Genomic DNA, 19,860 nt, shown 5'->3' with positions numbered 1-19,860 from the left:
GCTGGGGTGAGGAGCTTTCTCCCCCTCACCCTAGCCCTCTCCCCGGGGGGAGAGGGAAGAGGCGCTGTTATTTGTTCAGCAGTGCCAGAACTTCTTCAACGCTGGTGGTTTTGGCCAGACGCTCGATAACGGACTCATCGTCCAGGGCGTTGGTCAGGCTGGTGATCACCTGGATATGCTCGTTGTTGCGAGCGGCGATACCAATCACCAGGCGGGCGATGTCATCTTCTTCTTCACCGAAGCGTACGCCATCAGGATACTGACAGAACACCACACCGGTTTTCAGCACGCGGTCTTTCGCCTCAACGGTACCGTGTGGAACCGCGATGGATTCACCGAGATAGGTTGGGGTCAGTTTTTCGCGTTCCAGCATCGCATCGACATATTCAGGCTGAACGTAACCGCCTTTTACCAGCTGTTCACCGGCAAAGCGAATCGCTTCTTCTTTAGTAGCCGCGGTACGGCCGAGGAAGATGTTCTCCGCACCCAGTTTAAATAGGTGGGCATTACTCTCGTCAAAGCTATCCTGCAGGCTGGTGCGCACTTTCACTTCGTTATCTTCATGACGCTGCGCGGCAACCAGACGTTCGGTCAGGCTGGTGTACAGGCCGCTGTCGAGGAAGTTAGTCAGCGAAATGTGCTGTGCCTGCGGTACCTGACGCATGGCGCGTTCGGTCAGATCGCGGTGGGTGATCACCAGGTCAACGTCCGGCGGCAGACTGTTAATTGCGCTGTTGGTCACGGAGATGTTGGTCAGGCCCGCATCCTGTACTTTCTTACGCAGCACGCCGGCACCCATTGCGCTGGAGCCCATACCGGCATCACAAGCAACGATGATTTTACGCACGTGGCTCAGGTCGTTAGAGACATCGCCAGCCGCCAGCGGGGTTGCGCCTTTGGATTCCGCTTTCATGTCGTGCATACGGCGGGTTGCCGCTTCGATATCGTCATCTTCTTTCACTTTGCTGGTTTTCAGCAGGATAGAAGAAACCACGAAGGAGACCGCCATGGCCGCACAGATAGCCGCGATGTTAGCGAAGTAGGCACCTTTCGGGGTCATCGCCAGCACGGCCAGGATAGAGCCCGGAGAAGCAGGAGAGACCAGACCGCCGCCCAGCACGCTCAGGGTGAACACGCCGGTCATACCGCCGAGGATAACGGCCAGGATCAGGCGTGGGTTCATCAGCACGTACGGGAAGTAAATTTCGTGGATACCGCCCAGGAAGTGGATGATAGCCGCACCGCCAGCAGACTGCTTAGCGCTGCCGCGACCAAAGAACATGTATGCCAGCAGAACGCCCATACCCGGACCTGGGTTCGCTTCAATCAGGAAGAAGATGGACTTGCCGAGATCGTGAGACTGCTGAATACCCAGCGGCGAGAAGATACCGTGGTTGATGGCGTTATTAAGGAACAGAATTTTCGCCGGTTCAACGAAGATAGACGCCAGCGGCAGCATGTCGTGCGCCACCATAAAGTTAACGCCTGCCGCCAGAATTTTGGACAGCACTTCAACCGCAGGACCAATGCCGAGGAACGCCAGAATCGCGAGGATCATCCCGATGATGCCCGCAGAGAAGTTGTTCACCAGCATTTCGAAGCCGGATTTGATCTTACCATCTACCCAGACGTCGAATTTCTTAATCGCCCAGCCGCCCAGAGGACCGGCAATCATGGCACCGAGGAACATCGGCATATCCGCACCGACGATAACACCCATTGTGGTGATGGCACCCACAACGCCACCACGGTCACCGCCTACCAGACGACCACCGGTGAAACCGATCAGCAGCGGCAGGAGGTAAGTAATCATAGGGCCAACAAGTTTCGCCAGCGTTTCGTTAGGCAACCACCCTGTCGGAATGAACAATGCGGTGATAATACCCCACGCGATAAACGCGCCGATATTTGGCATCACCATGTTGCTGAGGAAACGACCAAAGCTTTGAACTTTGATCTTGAAATCGGATGACATAAAACACCCCTTCTTATGTTTACGCTTAGGCTTGCGGCCCGAGGTTTATCGTTAATGTGCGGCGGCAGAGGTAGCCGGGCCCTGTTCTGATGCTGTGAAATCTGGCACTGAATCGTTCAACTGTCCAGACAGTGAAAATTTGTGTGATATGTGTCACGTAAATGTAGGGGGTGTGGCATTCAATGACGTGATCTGAATCACAAAATTAGTGGGTAAAAAAAATACGATGGCGAAAAACAAAGCAAAAACCACGCATTTTTGTGATTGCGATCGCATTTTTGTTTTGTGGGTTTGTTTCTGGATTGTGACTGATTTCACAAAATATTTTTATGCAGATTTCTCTGGCTGTGATCGGCGGCAAACTCTGCTTTGCGAATTGGCGTCAGGATAGTCTTGCGTGACACGTAAAGCTAAAAAACCACTTTTCATGTGTGGTATGGCGAAAAGTTAAAAGGTGGATTACGCTCATAATGTAAGGTTAAGTATATTATTATTCAGGTTATATTTTGACACGTTTATAAACTTGCATGGAGATATTATAAAAACCGATACTCCCCGGCTCTGAAATAACCAGTGTGCCTTTTAAATTTAAAAATAAATTAATTAGGCTGCGTGCTGTTTTATTCGTTTAATGAGTTGACGTTGTTTAAGTGAGGAAAATATGTTTCTCAACTATTTTGCGTTGGGCGTATTGATTTTTGTATTTCTGGTGCTTTTTTACGGGATTATCGCTATTCATGATATCCCTTATAATATGGCTAAAAAACGTAATCATCCCCATGCCGATGCGATTCATACGGCAGGCTGGATTAGCCTGTTCACCCTCCATGCCATCTGGCCGTTTCTGTGGATTTGGGCCACGCTCTACCGTGAAGATCGCGGTTGGGGCATGCAGAACCACATTACAAAGCCAGATGAGGTCCCGGGCATGGATGCGCTGTCCAAACGCGTGGCCGAATTAGAACAAAAGCTGGCGGCGGTACAGCCCACTGCTGATCAGAACACGCTGGAGCGCTAATCATGGATCTGTTAATTATTTTGACCTATGTGGCATTTGCCTGGGCGATCTTTAAAATATTCCGCATTCCGGTAAATCAGTGGACGCTCGCCACCGCAACGTTGGGTGGGGTATTTATTGTTGCCGGACTGATTCTGTTAATGAACTATAACCATCCGTATACCTTTACGGCGCAAAAAGCGGTTATTTCCATTCCGATTACACCGCAGGTGACGGGCGTGGTCACCGAAGTGACTGATAAAAACAACCAGCTCATTAAAAAAGGCGAAGTATTATTTAAACTTGATCCGGGCCGCTACCAGGCGCGGGTCGACAGACTCAAGGCCGATCTGGTCACCGCAACCCACAATATCGATAGCCTGAAAGCGCAGCTTGCAGAAGCCGTCGCTAATACCACGCGCGTCTCGGCAGAGCGTGACCGCCTGTATAAAGATTATCAGCGTTACCTGAAAGGCAGCCGGGCGAAGGTGAACCCGTTTTCTGAAAGCGATATCGACAACGCGCGGCAGAACTATCTGGCGCAGGATGCGCTGGTGAAAGGTTCTGTGGCTGAACAGACGCAGATTCAAAGTCAGTTAGACAGCATGGTGAACGGTGAACAGTCGCAGATTGCCTCATTACGCGCCCAGCTTGCCGAAGCGAAATACAATCGCGATCAGACCGTGGTGCGCGCGCCGAGCAACGGCTATATCACCCAGGTGCTGATCCGTCCGGGGACCTATGCCGCCGCGTTACCTCTGCGTCCGGTCATGGTCTTTATTCCGGAACAGAAACGTCAGATTGTGGCGCAGTTCCGCCAGAACTCGCTGCTGCGTCTTAAGCCGGGTGATGAAGCGGAAGTGGTGTTTAATGCGCTGCCGGGCCAGGTATTTACCGGGAAACTCACCAGCGTCCTGCCGGTGGTGCCGGGAGGGTCGTACCAGGCGCAGGGGGCGTTGCAGGCATTGACCGTCACACCGGGCACGGATGGCGTACAGGCGCTGATTGAACTGGAGCCTAACGCCGACGTCGATGCGCTACCAGACGGTATCTATGCCCAGGTGGCGGTCTATTCAGACCATTTCGCCCACGTCTCGGTAATGCGTAAAGTGTTGCTGCGCATGACCAGCTGGATGCACTACCTCTACCTCGATCATTAATCCCGCCAGGGCAGGAATGCGACATCCATACCTGCCCTTTTTTCATCCCGTGATCCATACTGACCTTTTTCCGGCATCAAGGATCAGGCAATGAAACTCATCGGTAGCTACACCAGTCCCTTCGTGCGAAAAATCTCGATTCTCCTGCTGGAGAAAGGGATGACATTCGAATTCGTCAATGAACAGCCCTACAACGCTGAAAACGGCGTCGCGCAGTACAACCCGCTAGGAAAAGTTCCGGCGCTGGTGACGGACGAGGGTGAATACTGGTTCGACTCCCCGATTATTGCGGAGTATATCGAGCTGTTGGGCGTGGCCCCGGCCATGCTGCCGGCTGACCCAAAAGCGGCGCTGGCGGTGAAGCAGATTGAAGCCCTGGCCGATGGCATTATGGATGCGGCGCTGACTTCCGTGCGTGAGCAGGCAAGGCCCGCCGCACAGCAGTCAGAAAACGAACTGCTGCGCCAGCGGGAAAAAATCAACCGCAGTCTGGATATGTGCGAACAGCTCATCCGGGAGGGAAAAATTCACACCGATAGCCTGAACCTGGCCACCATCGCCATTGCCTGCGCCATCGGGTATCTCAATTTCCGCCGCGTGTCCCCCGGCTGGTGCGTTGACCGACCGTTGCTGGTGAAGCTGGCTGAAACGCTCTTTAGCCGCGAGAGCTTTGCCCGTACCGAACCGCCAAAGGCTTGACGCGGGTTATAACACTTCGCTGCAGGAGGCGGTACAATCTCTCCACATGTTAACTCCCTCTCCCGTCGGGAGGGGGGAAGATATTTACTCGCCAGGCGCTTTCATGACTACTCATCATTCGCTCTACAGCCAGATCCCCGCTACCGATCGTCTTCTTCGCGAACCTCGCATTCATGCTGTTGTGGAGCGTTTCGGCCATACCGCGACGGTTGAGATGTTACGCCTGCTTCAGGACGAAGCCCGATGCGCCATTCAGGCAGAAAATAGCTTGCCCGACTGGTGTAGCGCGTGGGAGCTGGAAGTGGAACATCGGCTGGACAAGAACGCGCAAAGCGCATTACGCCCGGTGATCAACCTTACCGGTACCGTGCTGCACACCAACCTGGGCCGCGCGCAGCAGGCGGAAGAGGCCGTGGCTGCGGTCGGGCAGGCCATGCGAACGCCGGTGACGCTGGAGTACGATCTGGACGGCGCAGGACGCGGGCATCGCGATCGTGCCCTGGCGGATCTGCTGTGCCAGCTGACCGGTGCGGAAGATGCCTGCATTGTGAATAACAACGCCGCAGCGGTGCTGCTAATGCTGGCGGCCACCGCCAGCGGCAAAGAGGTGGTGGTATCCCGCGGCGAGCTGGTGGAAATTGGCGGGGCGTTTCGCATTCCGGACGTGATGCGCCAGGCGGGCTGCACGCTGCATGAGGTCGGTACCACCAACCGTACCCATGCGAAAGATTATCGCGCAGCGGTGAATGAAAACACCGCCCTGCTGATGAAGGTTCACACCAGCAATTATCAGATTGAAGGCTTCACCAAAACGGTTGATGAGGCCGTGCTGGCGGAGATTGGGCGCGAACTGAATCTCCCGGTGATTGCCGATCTCGGCAGCGGTTCGCTGGTGGACCTGAGCCAGTACGGCTTGCCAAAAGAACCGATGCCGCAAGAGATGATTGCGGCGGGCGTCAGCCTGGTGAGTTTTTCCGGCGACAAACTGCTGGGCGGGCCGCAGGCCGGGATTATCGTCGGCAAACGCGAGCTGATTGCCCGGCTGCAGCAGCATCCGCTCAAGCGCGCCCTGCGAGCCGATAAAATGACCCTTGCCGCGCTGGATGCGACGCTGCGGCTCTATCTCCATCCGGAGAAGCTGGCCGACCGCCTGCCTGTGCTGCGTCTCTTAACCCGTGATGCCGCCTCGATTCGTGCGCAGGCCGAGTTATTGCTGCCGCGCATCGCCCCGCACTACCCTGATTTTGACGTTCGGATTGAGCCCTGCCAGTCGCAGATTGGCAGCGGTTCGCTGCCGGTGGACAGGCTGCCGAGCGAAGCGCTCACGTTTACCCCGCGTGACGGGCGCGGCAGCCACCTGGAGGCCCTGTCGTTACGCTGGCGCGCCATGCCTGTGCCGGTTATCGGGCGGATTTACGATGGACGAATGTGGCTGGATCTGCGCTGCCTTGATGATGAAGAGCGATTTCTGGAGATGTTGTTGAAATGATTATTGCCACCGCCGGTCATGTCGACCACGGAAAAACTACGTTGCTGCAGGCGATTACTGGCATAAACGCCGATCGTCTGCCGGAAGAGAAAAAGCGCGGCATGACTATCGACCTGGGCTATGCCTACTGGCCCCAGCCAGACGGCCGCGTGCTGGGTTTTATTGATGTACCAGGGCACGAGAAGTTTCTGTCTAACATGCTGGCGGGGGTGGGGGGTATCGATCATGCCCTGCTGGTCGTGGCCTGCGATGACGGCGTGATGGCGCAAACCCGCGAGCATCTGGCAATCCTCCAGCTGACCGGCAACCCGCAGCTGACCGTAGCGCTGACGAAAGCTGACCGCGTGGATGACGCGCGCGTCGGCGAGGTGCGCGAAGGGGTGCAGGCCACCTTACGGGAGTATGGCTTTGCCGATGCGCCGATTTTTGTCACCGTGGCCACCGAAGGCCGCGGCATCGACGAACTTCGTCACCATTTGCAGCAACTGACGTCACGTGACCACGCAAATCATCATCGCTTCCGTCTGGCGATTGATCGTGCATTTACCGTAAAAGGGGCGGGCCTGGTGGTCACCGGTACCGCGTTGAGCGGTGAAGTGAAGGTGGGCGATAGCCTGTGGCTGACGGGCGTTAACAAACCGATGCGCGTGCGCGGCTTACATGCACAGAACCAGCCCGCAGAGCAGGCGCATGCCGGGCAGCGGATCGCGCTGAATATTGCCGGAGATGCGGAAAAAGAGCAGCTTAACCGCGGCGACTGGCTGCTGGCCGATGCTCCGCCAGAGCCGTCTGAACGCGTGATTGTCTCTCTGCAGACGAATGTGCCGCTGACTCAGTGGCAGCCGCTGCATATTCACCACGCGGCCAGCCATATCACCGGACGCGTGTCGCTGCTGGAAAACGATCTTGCTGAACTGGTTTTCGATTCACCGCTCTGGCTTGCAGACAACGACCGTCTGGTTCTGCGGGATATCTCCGCGCGGGAAACGCTGGCCGGGGCACGGGTGGTGGCGCTTAACTCGCCGCGACGCGGCAAGCGTAAACCGGAATATCTGCAATGGCTGGCCGCGCTGGCACAGGCCCCTGATGATAACGCCGCACTGCGGGTGCATCTCGATCGCGGTGCAGTGAACCTGGGTGATTTTGCCTGGGCACGCCAGCTGAGCAGGGAAGGATTAGACCCGCTGACCCGGCAGCCGGGCTTTATTCAGGCCGGTAATAGCCTGTTGAATGCCCCGGTTGCCGCACGCTGGCAGCGCAAAATACTCACCACTCTCGCGACGTATCATGAACAGCATCAGGATGAGCCTGGTCCGGGGCGTGAGCGTCTGCGCCGCATGGCGCTGCCGATGGAAGACGATGCGCTGGTGCTGCTGCTGATTGAAAACATGCGCGAAAGCGGGGTGATTAAAAGCCACCACGGCTGGCTGCACCTGCCGGATCACAAAGCCGGATTCACCGCAGAGCAGGAGGTTATCTGGCAGAAAGTGGCTTCGCTGTTTGGTGATGAGCCGTGGTGGGTTCGCGATCTGGCGCGCGAAACGAACACCGACGAGCAGGCGATGCGTCAGGTATTACGCCACGCGGCGCAGCAGGGGCTGATAGTTGCGATCGTGAAAGATCGTTATTACCGTAACGATCGCATTGTGGCGTTTGCTAACCTGATCCGCGAGTTGGATCAGGCGCGCGGCTCTACCTGTGCAGCCGATTTTCGCGATCGGCTGAACGTAGGGCGCAAGCTGGCGATTCAGATCCTGGAATATTTCAATCGTATTGGGTTTACGCGTCGCCGCGGTAACGACCATGTTCTGCGAGATTCGTTATTATTTCCTGAAACTCCGTGACCCCCGTCGTAAACACCGTTACCGGTTGGCGAGAAAATCGCCAGCCGGGACTACCCTTGTTGTACACCAACAGCAAGGAGACGGTCATGACAAACAATCCTCCCTCTTCGCGTATCCAGCCTGGCGAGTATGGTTTTCCCCTCAAGCTAAAGCCTCGTTATGACAACTTTATTGGCGGCGACTGGGTAGCCCCCGTCGACGGCGAATACTATTCCAACCTGACCCCCGTTACCGGCCAGCCGCTGTGTGAAATAGCCAGCTCCGGCAAGCGCGATATTGATCTGGCACTGGATGCGGCGCACAACGCGAAAGACAAATGGGGGCATACCTCCGTTCAGGATCGGGCAGCCATTCTGTTCAAAATCGCTGACCGGATGGAGCAGAATCTGGAACTGCTGGCGACGGCAGAAACCTGGGATAACGGCAAGCCGATCCGGGAAACGATGGCGGCAGACGTGCCGCTGGCCATTGACCACTTCCGCTATTTTGCCTCCTGTATTCGCGCTCAGGAGGGCGGAATCAGCGAGGTCGACAGCGACACCGTGGCGTATCACTTCCACGAACCGCTGGGCGTGGTAGGGCAAATTATTCCGTGGAACTTCCCGCTGCTGATGGCGAGCTGGAAAATGGCGCCCGCGCTGGCAGCAGGCAACTGCATTGTGCTCAAACCGGCGCGTCTGACCCCGCTTTCGGTTCTGCTGCTGATGGAAATCGTTGGCGATCTCCTGCCGCCGGGCGTGATTAACGTGGTGAATGGTGCGGGTGGCGAGATAGGGGAGTATCTGGCTACGTCTAAACGTATCGCCAAAGTGGCGTTTACCGGGTCGACGGAAGTGGGCCAGCAGATCATGCAGTACGCCACGCAGAACATCATTCCGGTGACGCTTGAGCTTGGGGGAAAATCCCCGAACATCTTCTTTGCAGACGTGATGGAAGAAGAGGATGCCTTCTTCGATAAAGCCCTGGAAGGGTTTGCGCTGTTTGCGTTTAACCAGGGTGAAGTCTGTACCTGCCCGAGTCGCGCGCTGGTGCAGGAGTCTATCTATGAACGCTTCATGGAGCGCGCCATTCGCCGCGTTGAATCTATCCGCAGCGGGAACCCGCTCGATAACGTTACGCAGATGGGGGCGCAGGTCTCACATGGACAGCTGGAGACCATCCTCAACTACATTGATATCGGCAAGAAAGAGGGCGCAGATATCCTGACCGGCGGCCGCCGTAAGGTACTTGGTGGCGATCTGCAGGACGGGTATTACCTTGAGCCGACGATCCTGTTTGGCAAGAACAACATGCGCGTCTTCCAGGAGGAGATTTTCGGACCGGTGCTGGCGGTGACCACCTTCAAAACGATGGAGGAGGCACTGGAGATTGCCAACGACACGCCGTATGGCCTGGGGGCGGGCGTCTGGAGCCGCAACGGAAATCTGGCCTATAAAATGGGCCGGGGCATTCAGGCCGGGCGCGTCTGGACCAACTGCTATCACGCCTATCCGGCACACGCCGCATTTGGGGGTTATAAGCAATCCGGCATCGGGCGTGAAACCCACAAGATGATGCTGGAGCATTACCAGCAGACGAAATGTTTGCTGGTCAGCTACTCCGATAAGCCGCTGGGCCTGTTCTAGTCGCCCTGCTCAGGCCGTCCCTGGGCGGCCTGAGCAATTTGCTGGCGCAGGCAATTGAGGACGCCATCAAGGACGTACTGCACACGCCAGGGCTGGTATTCACGTTTGCGGAATATTGCGGTCAGATCGAGCCACCACTCTTCCTGATGCGGGAAGCAGGGAACCAGCATGCCTTGCGCTAATTCTTTTTTCAGGCTCTCTTTAGGTGCGAATACGATGCCAAGGTTATTTCTTGCCAGCTCCAGCGCCGTCTGCGTGTTGTCGCAAATATAATTTCCGGTCACCCTGTAATCTTGCACGTTATCACTACCATGGGTACGAAAACGCCAGATATTTGCATCGTCGACCAGCATGGAATCGATCAGAATACATGAGTGATTAATTAAATCGTCAGGTCCGGCTAATGGATGGTTATTTAAATATTCCTGAGTGGCGAATGCCGTAACGGAATATTTTGTTAATACGCTGGCGACCAGACTTCCATCTTTTGGTTGTGCATAGGTAATTAAAATATCGCAGTCATCCGGGAAGGAAACGCCTTCTGAAAATTCATTGCGGTCCAGGTTGTACGTTTTCAGGGAGATACGAATGTCGCCGATGTCTTTTATCTGATGGATGACATGGCGCGCGAGGTAGGTGACAATTCCCGTGGGCGCGTAAAGGGTCACTTTGCCCCGCTTTTCATGCTTATAATCGGCAATGAAATTCACGAGCTGATCGTTTTTGTCCAGCGAAGCGTCAATATAGGGAAGTAACGCTTCACCAAACTGGGTAAGTGCAAGCTGACGGGTCGTGCGCTCAAAAACCTTTAGTCCAACCCGCGCTTCAAAATCAGAGAGATATTTACTGACGTTAGCCTGCGCCATACCCAACAGGGCAGCAGCATCACCAATGCTGTGAGTGGCGGCGATGACGGAGATTATTTTTAATTCGCGTGGCTTTAGCTGTAATTTACTCATCATGCGTGCCCATCTATATCATTATATATATAATATTATATAAACCGCAGCGTTGCATTGGCAAATTTGTAACCATTATTATTCGCCCCGCTTGTTTGGCGTTTAAATGGATTACTTTGATGACTATTAAATACAATTTACTTATCGCTGCCACGTTATTTGCAGCCACGTCTGCAATGGCCGGTGACTTTTCAATAGGGGCGGGGGCTGTATTTAATGAGTCTCCTTATAAGGGATATAACGAAAATACCACTGCGGTGCCGTTAATCAGTTACGAAAGCGATCGTTTTTATGTGCGCCAGACCACGGGCGGCTGGATCCTGTGGAAAGACGCAAAAAATGAACTCAGCCTGACCGCATCGTGGATGCCGTTGCATTTTGATCCCGATGACAATGACGACCATCAGATGAAACAGCTTGATGAGCGTAAGGCGTCCGCTTTCCTCGGTGGCGCGTACTATCACCATGAAAGCTGGGGTTCTTTGAAAGTGGCGGTCTCTGGCGATGCCACGGATGAAAGCGGCGGCATGATTGGAGAAGTCTCCTACTTTCGACCCATCAGGATGGAACGTCTGACCCTGACGCCATCTGTGGGTGTTTTTTATACCGACGAAAGCTATAACGACTACTACTACGGCGTATCCGGCAACGAGTCTCGCCGCTCAGGTCTGAAGCAATACACCGCCGGTGACAGCTGGACGCCATACGTTGGCCTGGCGGCTAAATATCAGTTAACCCAGAAGCTGTACCTTAACGCCAGCGCGGTCTACACCGTGTTGCCTGACGACGTGAAGAACAGCCCGATGATCGACCGCGACGACAGCTTCGTGCTGATGACCGGGCTGACCTGGCGCTTCTGATACGTTAAAGCCGGTTTACTCCCTCTCCCCGTGGGTGTGTACAGTCCGGGGGGAGGGCAACAGACCGCAAATATTCAGCCTTCATCCACCCATATCCGCATCTCCCCTTCTCCCCGGTTTGCCCAACTGAACCAGGGAATAAAGGTCAGCGTCTGGGGCTGACGCTGTACCGGCGAGCGATCGTACTGCCACAGCGCATCCGTATCCTTCGCGTGATAACCGCTCCCCTCCGCCTGTATCAACATTTTGTGCGCGAAAATGCCTTTGCCTTCAAATACCCGGAACGCACTGTTTTCAGGCAAAGAGAGGTTATGCAGATTTGCGCCGTTATCAGCTTCTTCCAGACAGTAAACCAGGGGCCCGCGCTGAAGCGCGACTTTACCTGCCTGTTGGCGCACCTGCGGGTTACCGTACACGCGGCGAACCGGCATAGGGAGTGTCAGAGTCAGCGTGTCGCCCTCATGCCAGCAACGGTTGAGGTAAAGATATCCACGAACGACCTCACCGGTGACGCGTTCACCATTCAGCGAAACAGCCGGTTCGGCGCACCAGTCCGGCAGCCGCAGGGCCAGCGTGTGAGTCACCGGAACAGGCGAGGTTATTTCGATGGTCACCTGATCCTGCCACGGATAGTTACCGCTAATACGTAGCCGGAGTGTGTTTTCATCAATCTGTATGGCGACATCGTTCCCCACATACAGGTTGATCAACAGGGCATCCGGGCGAACGGTATAAATGTAATGTCCCAGTGAGGTCAGCACGCGGGCGATATTCGGCGGACAGCAGGCGCAGCCGAACCATCGCTGGCGGACGGGCTTCACGTGATCGTAGATATGGTTGAACGCCAGCGTTTTAGGATGTACCTCCAGCGGGTTCACATAGAAGAAGTGTTTTCCGTCCAGCGCCATGCCGCCGAGTACCGTGTTGTATAACGCGCGCTCCATCACGTCGGCGTAGTGACTGTCTGCCTCCATCTCGAGCATCCGGCGGGCAAACATCATCAGGCCAATGGAGGCGCAGCTTTCCGCGTACACCGTATCGTTGGGCAGATCGTAATCGCTGCTGAACGCCTCGCCGCTACTTTGCGAGCCAATCCCGCCGGTAATGTACAGCTGGCGCTGCGCCATGTTATTCCACAGCCGCAGGCAGTCCTGGCGTTTACCTTCGTCGCCGCTCAGGCGCGCCAGATGCGCCATGCCCGCCATCAGGTAGACAAAGCGTACCGCATGGCCGATGGCCGTTTGTTGTTCAGCAAGAGGTTGATGTGCCTGGCTGTAGGCTTTGTCCTTGACCATCCACGCAGGTCCATAGGTATTCCAGTATGACGTTTTGCCACGCTTCTCGTACTCGATATCGTAGAAGTGAGGCTGGGCGCCGCGTTCCTCAATAAAGTATTTCACCAGATTGAGGTAGCGTGGTTCCTCCGTGACGTCGTACAGCCGCATCAGCGCCAGCTCGATTTCCGGGTGGCCAGGATAACCGTGCAGCTGCGTTTCGCCAGGGCCAAACACGCTGTCGATATGGTCTGCCAGCCTGCACACCACATCCAGCAGGTTGCGTTTACCGGTTCCCTGAAACCAGGCCACGCCAGCCTCAATCATATGCCCGGCGCAGTACAGCTCGTGGCATTCGGCCAGATTGGTCCAGCGCGCCTCGGGGGCCTTAACCGTAAAGTACGTATTGAGATAGCCATCTTCACACTGTGCTGCGGCAATCAGTTCAATGATCTCGTCGGCGGTTTTTTCCAGTTCAGCATCCGGTTTCTGGCATAGCGACCACGCCACGGCCTCCAGCCATTTCGCCACGTCGCTGTCCTGAAACACCATCCCGTAGAATTCACCCTCTTCCAGACCCGCGGCAATGCGGAAGTTGGTAATGGCGTGGCTGGGTTCAGCCTCTGCCACGCGATCGTTCAGCGCATCCCACTGGTAGGGGATCACCACATCACGGACCAGTCGTTGATACTGCCCGAGAAACGGGTCATTGATTTTCAGTTGGTGCAGATCGGGTTCCATTACGGACATCGTATTCTCCTCAGGAAGGGACATGACGCTGGCGCAGATCGGTGGCAATGCGCGACATCAGTGGATTGTTAAGCCTGCACCAGCGGATAGTGACCGCCAGCAGCAGATGGAAAAGGGCAGGCAGCAGTGTCTCCATGGCGGTGATGCCCTGTAACGAGGCTGGCGTCTGGTTACCCATGCCCGGCTGATAGGCTACGGTGATAAACACCAGGCTGATGATCCCGGCGCTGGATGCCCATGCGAGCTTGATGAAAAACAGGTTGAAGGCGAAGTTCATGCCCGATGAGCGCACGCCGTTTTTCCATTCACCGTAGTCATCGGCAAAAGCCATCAGCGAGAAGTGCAGTGGCAGGGTAAAACCGAGGATCACGCCGTTGCTTAAAATAATCACCAGCCAGAGCGTCTGGTGCGCCGGGCCTCCCGGCAGAAACCACATGCCCACCGCAAGCGCAGCGAGCACCAGGTTGGTGTAGTAGTAGAGTTTGACGGTATCAATACGGCGCGACAGCGGATTGACGATCACCGCACCCAGAATGGCCGCAAAAGTCACCATCGTGAAAAACAGCGAGGTATAGGCCGTGCTGCCCTGCAGGACGTAGGTGATGAAGTACATGTATCCGCCGCCGCGAATGTTGAAAACGTTGATCAGCAGAAACGACATCACCAGCATCAGGAGCAGTTGATCGTTTTTACGCAGGCCCGCAAGGTGCTCGCGTAAGGTGAATTTACCCATCAGCGCCAGCGGAACGCGCTCGCGAACCCAGAAGAAGCAGCAGAGAAACATCACCACGGCGATAGCACACAGGACGCCGACGCCAAGCTGATAACCCTTTGCGGCATCGCCCTGACCGAGCTCCGCGACCAGCCATGGCAATCCCACAGAGACCAGAAATCCCGCCACGCCGCACAGCACAAAGCGCCATGACTGGCAGGCGATCACCTCGTTGTGTCGGGTAGTCATGGTGTTAATCAGCGCGCAGTAGGGCACGTTAATGGCGGTATAACCAACGGACAACAGCAAATAGGTACCAAACGCCCAGGCGATTTTCACCCCCATGCTGGCTTCCGGTACGGTGAACGTCAGCACGCCAATAACCCCGATGGGGAGCGCCACCCATAGCTGCCAGGGACGAAAACGTCCCCAGCGGCTCTGCGTGCGGTCAGCAATCACGCCCATCACCGGATCGGAGATGGCATCAAACACACGAAGAGCAATAAATAGCGTGCCCACGAGCGCGGGAGTGAGGCCAAAGACATCGGTATAGAAAAAGGTCAGGAAATTCATGATCAGGCAGGTAATTACCGTCCCGCCCGCATCACCCAGGCCGTAGCCAATTTTTTCGCGGACGGACAGCCGGTCATCTGCCGCCCCTTGTGTCACGTCTGATTCAGTAATCGGTGTGGAAGTCATGAAGTAACTCCTCGATGAACGAATTTATTATCGTATTTATGCAAGGTACCCATTTATTCTGCATTGAACGGCAAGGCCAACAAGGGAAGGGAAAAGTATAAAAAGGTGACGATTCCGACCTGATGAAGAAAATGTGATTCCGATCGGACAGTTATTCAGATATTAGTTAATAATCAATGCGTAAATTGAATATTGATGGCAATAAAAGCGGAATGGTGAATATCCATGCTCGAATTATCCATAGCGCTTCCGATTAAGGTCCAAAATGGCGGGTTATTTATTTCCCGGGGCGTGGGTCGCCATCCTGCGCGGAAATTAACATCGTGGGAGATTATTTTTGTCGAAAAAGGGACATTAACGATCCAGGAAGAAAATACGGTGTTTGAGGTGCGTGCAGGGGAGACGTTACTGCTTTGGCCTGACAGGCGACACGTGGGCGTAGGCGAATTCCCTGTCGATCTTAAATTTTACTGGCTGCATTTTGAGATTGAACATTATCCCTCTTCACAACCCAATCTGGCGATAGAACAGCATTGTCGCGTGAGGGACGCCCAGTCTGTCATTTCTCTTTTCCGCCAGTTCTTAAGCGAGCAGGAGAAATTACAGCGAACCATGGCGCTTGAAATCATTTTACTGCTGATCTTACAGCAAATTTCCCGTCCTTCCGGATATGAAGACAGCGCCAATGAAGCCGGTGCGGCCATGGCGTGGAAGGCGAAACAGCTTATTCGCACACAGTTTCATTTACCGCTTTCAACGTCGCTACTGGCAAAAGAACTGCACTGCAATGCGGATTATCTTGGGCGAGTATTTCGCCGGACATTTCATTTAACCCTGACGGAGGCCATTCATCGCCAGCGTGTCCGGGCGGCAGAAAAATTACTGCTCAACGAGGCCGCATCATTAACCGAAGTAGCGACACGCTGCGGTTTTAATGATGTGGGCTATTTTCGACAGATTTTTTCTAAGCACACCGGTCTAACGCCCGCCGTCTGGAAACGGCGGTACTGTAAAGAGCATATTAATTCTGGTTGACCTGTCTCGGGGTCGCCAGATTATGCCCGCTGTGCAGCATCATCTGGCGTAACGCGTCACTGACCGTCTTCGCGCCAGGCTTTTTCGATTTCTTCGGCGAGAATTTTGACGCCCGCTTCAATTTTTTCCGGATCGGGCACGTAGTTCATACGCATGCACTGGTGCGTGTGCGGCCACGGCTTATCCAGACCCGGGAAGAAGTAATCACCCGGCACCATCAACACACCGCGTTTTTTCAGACGCTGGTAGAGCAGTTCGGTGGTGATCGGCAGGTCCTTAAACCACAGCCAGAGGAAAATCGCCCCCTCAGGTTTGTGGATCAGGCAGCGCTCTTCCGGCAGGTAGCGGCGAATCGTCGCGATGGTTTCCTGAACGCGCTGATAATAAAACGGCTTGATAACCTCGTTAGACAGACGCAGCAGGTCGTTGCGCTTAATCATTTCACACATCATTGCCGGACCGATGCTGCCCGGTGAAAGGCTGATAATGCCGTTCATATTGGTAATGGCGGTGATGATTTTCTCGTTGGCGATGATGATGCCGCAGCGGCTACCCGGCAGGCCCAGCTTAGAGAGGCTCATACACAGAACGATATTCGGGTTCCATAGCGGACGCGCTTCGCTGAAGATAATGCCCGGGAACGGCACGCCGTAGGCGTTATCGATCACTAGCGGAATGCCGTGCTGATTTGCCAGCGCATCCAGCTTCATCAGCTCGTCGTCGGTAATGACGTTGCCCGTCGGGTTAGTCGGACGGGAGACGCAGATCATGCCCGTCTCTTCACCGATATGCAGATGTTCAAAATCGACGTGATATTTGAACTGGCCTTCCGGCAGCAGCTCAATGTTAGGGCGTGCGGAGACGAACAGATCCTCTTCCAGACCGGAATCGGCATAGCCGATATATTCCGGGGCCAGCGGGAACAGCACTTTTTTGGTCGTGCCGTCGGCGCGACGTCCAGCGAACAGGTTAAACAAGTAGAAAAACGCGCTCTGGCTGCCGTTTGTTAGTGCAATATTCTGTGGTTCGATATCCCAGCCCAGCTCGTCACGCAGCATTCCAGCGAGGAGTGCCAGCAGTTCAGTTTTGCCCTGAGGACCGTCGTAATTGCAGAGCGCATCGGTCGCTTTGCCGTTTTCCAGCATCTGAGCGAGCAGCGTCTGGAAATAGGTATTCATCTCCGGAATTTGAGCCGGGTTTCCGCCGCCGAGCATGATTGCGCCCGGTGTGCGCAGCCCGTCGTTGAGGTCCTCCATCAGGCGAGTAATGCCTGAATGGCGGGTGAATTTGTCGCCGAAAAGTGAAAACGTCATAGCAGGTGATCTGTCGAGCTTATTTTGAAAGTGGGTAACCATAACGCTAGCACCGTGTTGGTGCAAATCGGGTGGTGTGGTCGGATTTGTTGTTTTGTGTGGCGGGTAAGGATTTATTCAGTGAATTGTTCTGGCGGTTTTTTCTCCCCTCACCCCGGCCCTCTCCCCTGTGGAGAGAGGGTTAGGGTGAGGGGGGGATTATTGATTACCAGCCCATACCACCATGACTTTATCGCCCTTGTGCTCGCGCACAAAGCCATACCCTTCTTTCAGCGACAGCGTGGTTTGCTTGCCTTCGCCGATCGCCGGGTGACGGGCGCGGAACTGACCCAGCATTTGCCAGTGGGCGACGGTTGACGCCTGCGTGCCCGTGACATCCTGCCAGTTCATATCCGAACGGGTGCCCTGAAGCGGGTCGGAGCCCGTCGGGCCGAACGGACGTTCGGATTCATCCCCGTAATAGATTTGTACGCTGCCCGGTGCCAGCAGGAGCAGCTCAGCCGCGCGCTGACCACCTTCGCGGAACAGGCGTGTGTCATGGGAGGAGAGGTAGCTCAGAACGTTGAAGCTTTGCAGCTTTTCTGCCATCTGCTGCCACGTCAGGTCGATATCGGCCAGGCAGTTCACCGCCTTTGCCGCCTGCTCCTGATAATCAAAGTTGATCATCGCATCGAAACCGTGGCGGTAATAATCACTCTGCATCACCCCGTGACCCCAGGATTCCCCGGTCATCCAGAACGGTGCGTTGTCGAGCTTTTTGTCCGGGTTCGCCCCTTTCCAGGCCGCCAGTGCCTGACTTGTCTGATCTTTTAGCTGCTGCCAGGCCGCAAGCTCGACGTGCTTCGCGGTATCGACCCGAAAACCGTCGATGCCGTAGTCTCGTACCCACTGGCTGAGCCAGTGAGTCAGATAGTCGCGCGGGGTATATCCCGGGATGGCCTTCGCGTGGGTATCGGGTTTGTGCTGATAAAAATTGGGTAACCCGGAAGGGACGGTGGATTCCGTTTTCAGGTCGGGCAGGAACGCCAGCGACATCGTCAAATCATCAAAGCCAGGGTTGTCGTAATCACCGATGTCGGTACGGATCCATTTCTTGCCCCACCATTTTTCCCATGCGGCTTTGTCGCTGAAGTTAATGTAGTCATTGAAGCTGTGCCAGGTTTGGCCTGCACCTGGCTTCCAGTCGGTCCAGTGTTCACCCAGCGTTTTTTTCAGCTCATCACCCTGTAAATACAGCGCGCCAAACTGATACGCCTGCATGTCTGCTAGCGTCGCGTAGCCCGTGTGGTTCATGACGATATCGAACAGGATGCGGATACCACGCTTGTGTGCTTCATCGACAAGATGGCGCAAATCTTCTTCGGTACCCATGTTGGCATCAAGCTTTGTCCAGTCCTGGGTGTAATAGCCATGATACGCATAGTGAGGGAAATCCCCTTTGGTCCCCCCGCCTACCCAACCATGGATCTGCTCAAGCGGAGAGCTTATCCAGAGCGCATTCACCCCCAGTTGCTGTAAATAATCGAGCTTGCTGGCAAGTCCCTTGAGGTCGCCACCGTGGAAGGTGCCAATCTCCTGCATCCCGTCTTTATGGCGGCCATAGCTGTTGTCGTTGCTCGGGTCACCGTTCACATAGCGGTCGGTCAGGACAAAATAGACGGTGGCGTTCTGCCAGCTAAACGGTGCGGGTTTATCCGTTTCGGCGCGCTCAAGCAGCAGCAGGCCATTACTGCCAGCGGCGGGCTGCAGGGTAATGTTTCCGTTCTGTACCGTCGCGGTCTGTTTGCTGTAGAAATCACGCACTACTGTCCCTTCCGGGAAAGTATCGCTAACGTTCAGCGTCAGCGGTTTACCATCCCACTTCGGACACTGGCGGATAGCGGTTGCCACCGGTTGTTCTGCTGCACTCTGAATTGTCAGCAGCAGTGTGGGCGTGCCGGAGCGAGTATCAATCCGCATCTGATATTCACCGTCGCGGAAAAGGCGCCACTGCGGCGGCGTGCCATCGCAGGGTTTGAGCGACAGCATCTCATTGAGTTTTATCGCCTCTGATGGCTGCCAGCACGTCTTGTCAAAACTCAGCGTAAGAGGACGCGTACCCTTCGCAAGCTTTGCCTGGCTGGTGAAAATCCCGGTGCCTTCGGCGCTAAAACTCTTAAATCCCGGTGATGACCAGTCAGCGTGTGCCAGTGCGGGTAGCATCAGAAAAGCCAGAGCGGTGCGTTTCATTCCATTTTCCTGTCGCGGCATTTTTAACCAGTTTGCCATCAGGCGGAGGGTAAAAACTCATCCTCCAGCGCTTTCTGCCAGGAGGACGTGTGAGGATGAGTGATCCCGCGCAAAATTAGGCAGTTATCTGCGATATCGCGCACAAATTTTCAGGAGTGCTGTTTTTATAAGCAAGTTTCAGGTGACATAGTTTCGGATTTGGACTATTTCTATACGTGCTCTTGAAGTCTATTTTTGATA

General features: G+C 55.1%; 14 protein-coding genes. 8 read left to right on the top strand and 6 right to left on the bottom strand.

The features are described from left to right. Nucleotides 1-67 precede the first annotated feature (67 nt). Entirely contained in the window at nucleotides 68-1,975 is a 1,908-nt protein-coding gene (locus O1723_RS20835) for a PTS mannitol transporter subunit IICBA (protein ID WP_014882018.1), read from the bottom strand. A 661-nt stretch (nucleotides 1,976-2,636) separates the two neighbouring features. On the opposite strand from O1723_RS20835, the gene O1723_RS20830 reads away from it, so the two are divergent. The 6 genes from O1723_RS20830 to aldB all read left to right on the top strand — a co-directional run bounded on the left by O1723_RS20830 (nucleotide 2,637) and on the right by aldB (nucleotide 9,789). Continuing rightward, nucleotides 2,637-2,993, top strand: a complete 357-nt coding sequence (locus O1723_RS20830; RefSeq protein ID WP_014882019.1) for a DUF3302 domain-containing protein — start codon at nucleotides 2,637-2,639, stop codon at nucleotides 2,991-2,993. A gap of 2 nt (nucleotides 2,994-2,995) precedes the next feature. Next, on the top strand, nucleotides 2,996-4,132 hold the full coding sequence (locus O1723_RS20825; RefSeq protein ID WP_248190880.1) for an HlyD family secretion protein: 1,137 nt from the start codon (nucleotides 2,996-2,998) through the stop codon (nucleotides 4,130-4,132). A gap of 90 nt (nucleotides 4,133-4,222) precedes the next feature. Next, a complete protein-coding gene (locus O1723_RS20820) occupies nucleotides 4,223-4,831 on the top strand; it encodes a glutathione S-transferase (RefSeq protein WP_014882021.1) in 609 nt (202 codons plus the stop codon). Between the two features lie 103 nt (nucleotides 4,832-4,934). After that, entirely contained in the window at nucleotides 4,935-6,320 is a 1,386-nt protein-coding gene (selA, locus tag O1723_RS20815; RefSeq protein WP_023336558.1) for an L-seryl-tRNA(Sec) selenium transferase, read from the top strand. Continuing rightward, nucleotides 6,317-8,164, top strand: coding sequence for a selenocysteine-specific translation elongation factor (gene selB, locus O1723_RS20810; protein WP_023336559.1), 1,848 nt, complete (start codon nucleotides 6,317-6,319; stop codon nucleotides 8,162-8,164). Before selA ends, selB begins: the two co-directional genes overlap by 4 nt. A gap of 86 nt (nucleotides 8,165-8,250) precedes the next feature. Beyond that, on the top strand, nucleotides 8,251-9,789 hold the full coding sequence (gene aldB, locus O1723_RS20805; protein ID WP_014882024.1) for an aldehyde dehydrogenase AldB: 1,539 nt from the start codon (nucleotides 8,251-8,253) through the stop codon (nucleotides 9,787-9,789). Here aldB and O1723_RS20800 read toward each other — a convergent pair. Then, entirely contained in the window at nucleotides 9,786-10,751 is a 966-nt protein-coding gene (locus tag O1723_RS20800) for a LysR family transcriptional regulator (protein WP_059361794.1), read from the bottom strand. The two genes, aldB and O1723_RS20800, sit on opposite strands and share 4 nt — an antisense overlap. A gap of 116 nt (nucleotides 10,752-10,867) precedes the next feature. Here O1723_RS20800 and O1723_RS20795 point away from each other — a divergent pair, with 116 nt between their 5' ends. Then, nucleotides 10,868-11,608 carry a MipA/OmpV family protein gene (locus O1723_RS20795; protein WP_014882026.1) on the top strand — a complete coding sequence of 247 codons (741 nt, stop codon included), beginning with the start codon at nucleotides 10,868-10,870 and terminating at the stop codon, nucleotides 11,606-11,608. A gap of 74 nt (nucleotides 11,609-11,682) precedes the next feature. On the opposite strand, the gene O1723_RS20790 is transcribed toward O1723_RS20795, so the two are convergent. Both O1723_RS20790 and O1723_RS20785 read right to left on the bottom strand, forming a co-directional pair. Beyond that, nucleotides 11,683-13,632: a glycoside hydrolase family 127 protein gene (locus O1723_RS20790; protein ID WP_023336561.1), complete on the bottom strand. Its 1,950-nt coding sequence runs from the start codon at nucleotides 13,630-13,632 to the stop codon at nucleotides 11,683-11,685. A gap of 10 nt (nucleotides 13,633-13,642) precedes the next feature. After that, on the bottom strand, nucleotides 13,643-15,043 hold the full coding sequence (locus O1723_RS20785) for an MFS transporter (protein ID WP_023336562.1): 1,401 nt from the start codon (nucleotides 15,041-15,043) through the stop codon (nucleotides 13,643-13,645). Between the two features lie 225 nt (nucleotides 15,044-15,268). On the opposite strand from O1723_RS20785, the gene O1723_RS20780 reads away from it, so the two are divergent. After that, a complete protein-coding gene (locus O1723_RS20780) occupies nucleotides 15,269-16,078 on the top strand; it encodes an AraC family transcriptional regulator (RefSeq protein ID WP_014882029.1) in 810 nt (269 codons plus the stop codon). Between the two features lie 56 nt (nucleotides 16,079-16,134). Here O1723_RS20780 and avtA read toward each other — a convergent pair whose 3' ends face one another. Further along, nucleotides 16,135-17,391 carry a valine--pyruvate transaminase gene (avtA, locus tag O1723_RS20775; protein WP_032666326.1) on the bottom strand — a complete coding sequence of 419 codons (1,257 nt, stop codon included), beginning with the start codon at nucleotides 17,389-17,391 and terminating at the stop codon, nucleotides 16,135-16,137. Nucleotides 17,392-17,589: 198 nt separating this feature from the next. Beyond that, nucleotides 17,590-19,620, bottom strand: coding sequence for an alpha-amylase (locus tag O1723_RS20770; RefSeq protein WP_023336564.1), 2,031 nt, complete (start codon nucleotides 19,618-19,620; stop codon nucleotides 17,590-17,592). Nucleotides 19,621-19,860: the final 240 nt, after the last annotated feature.

This window comes from Enterobacter cloacae complex sp. HYC080_NIDB (assembly GCF_056673325.1).
Note: the sequence above shows the minus strand (reverse complement) of the source record. Positions and strands in the feature narration are given on the sequence as shown.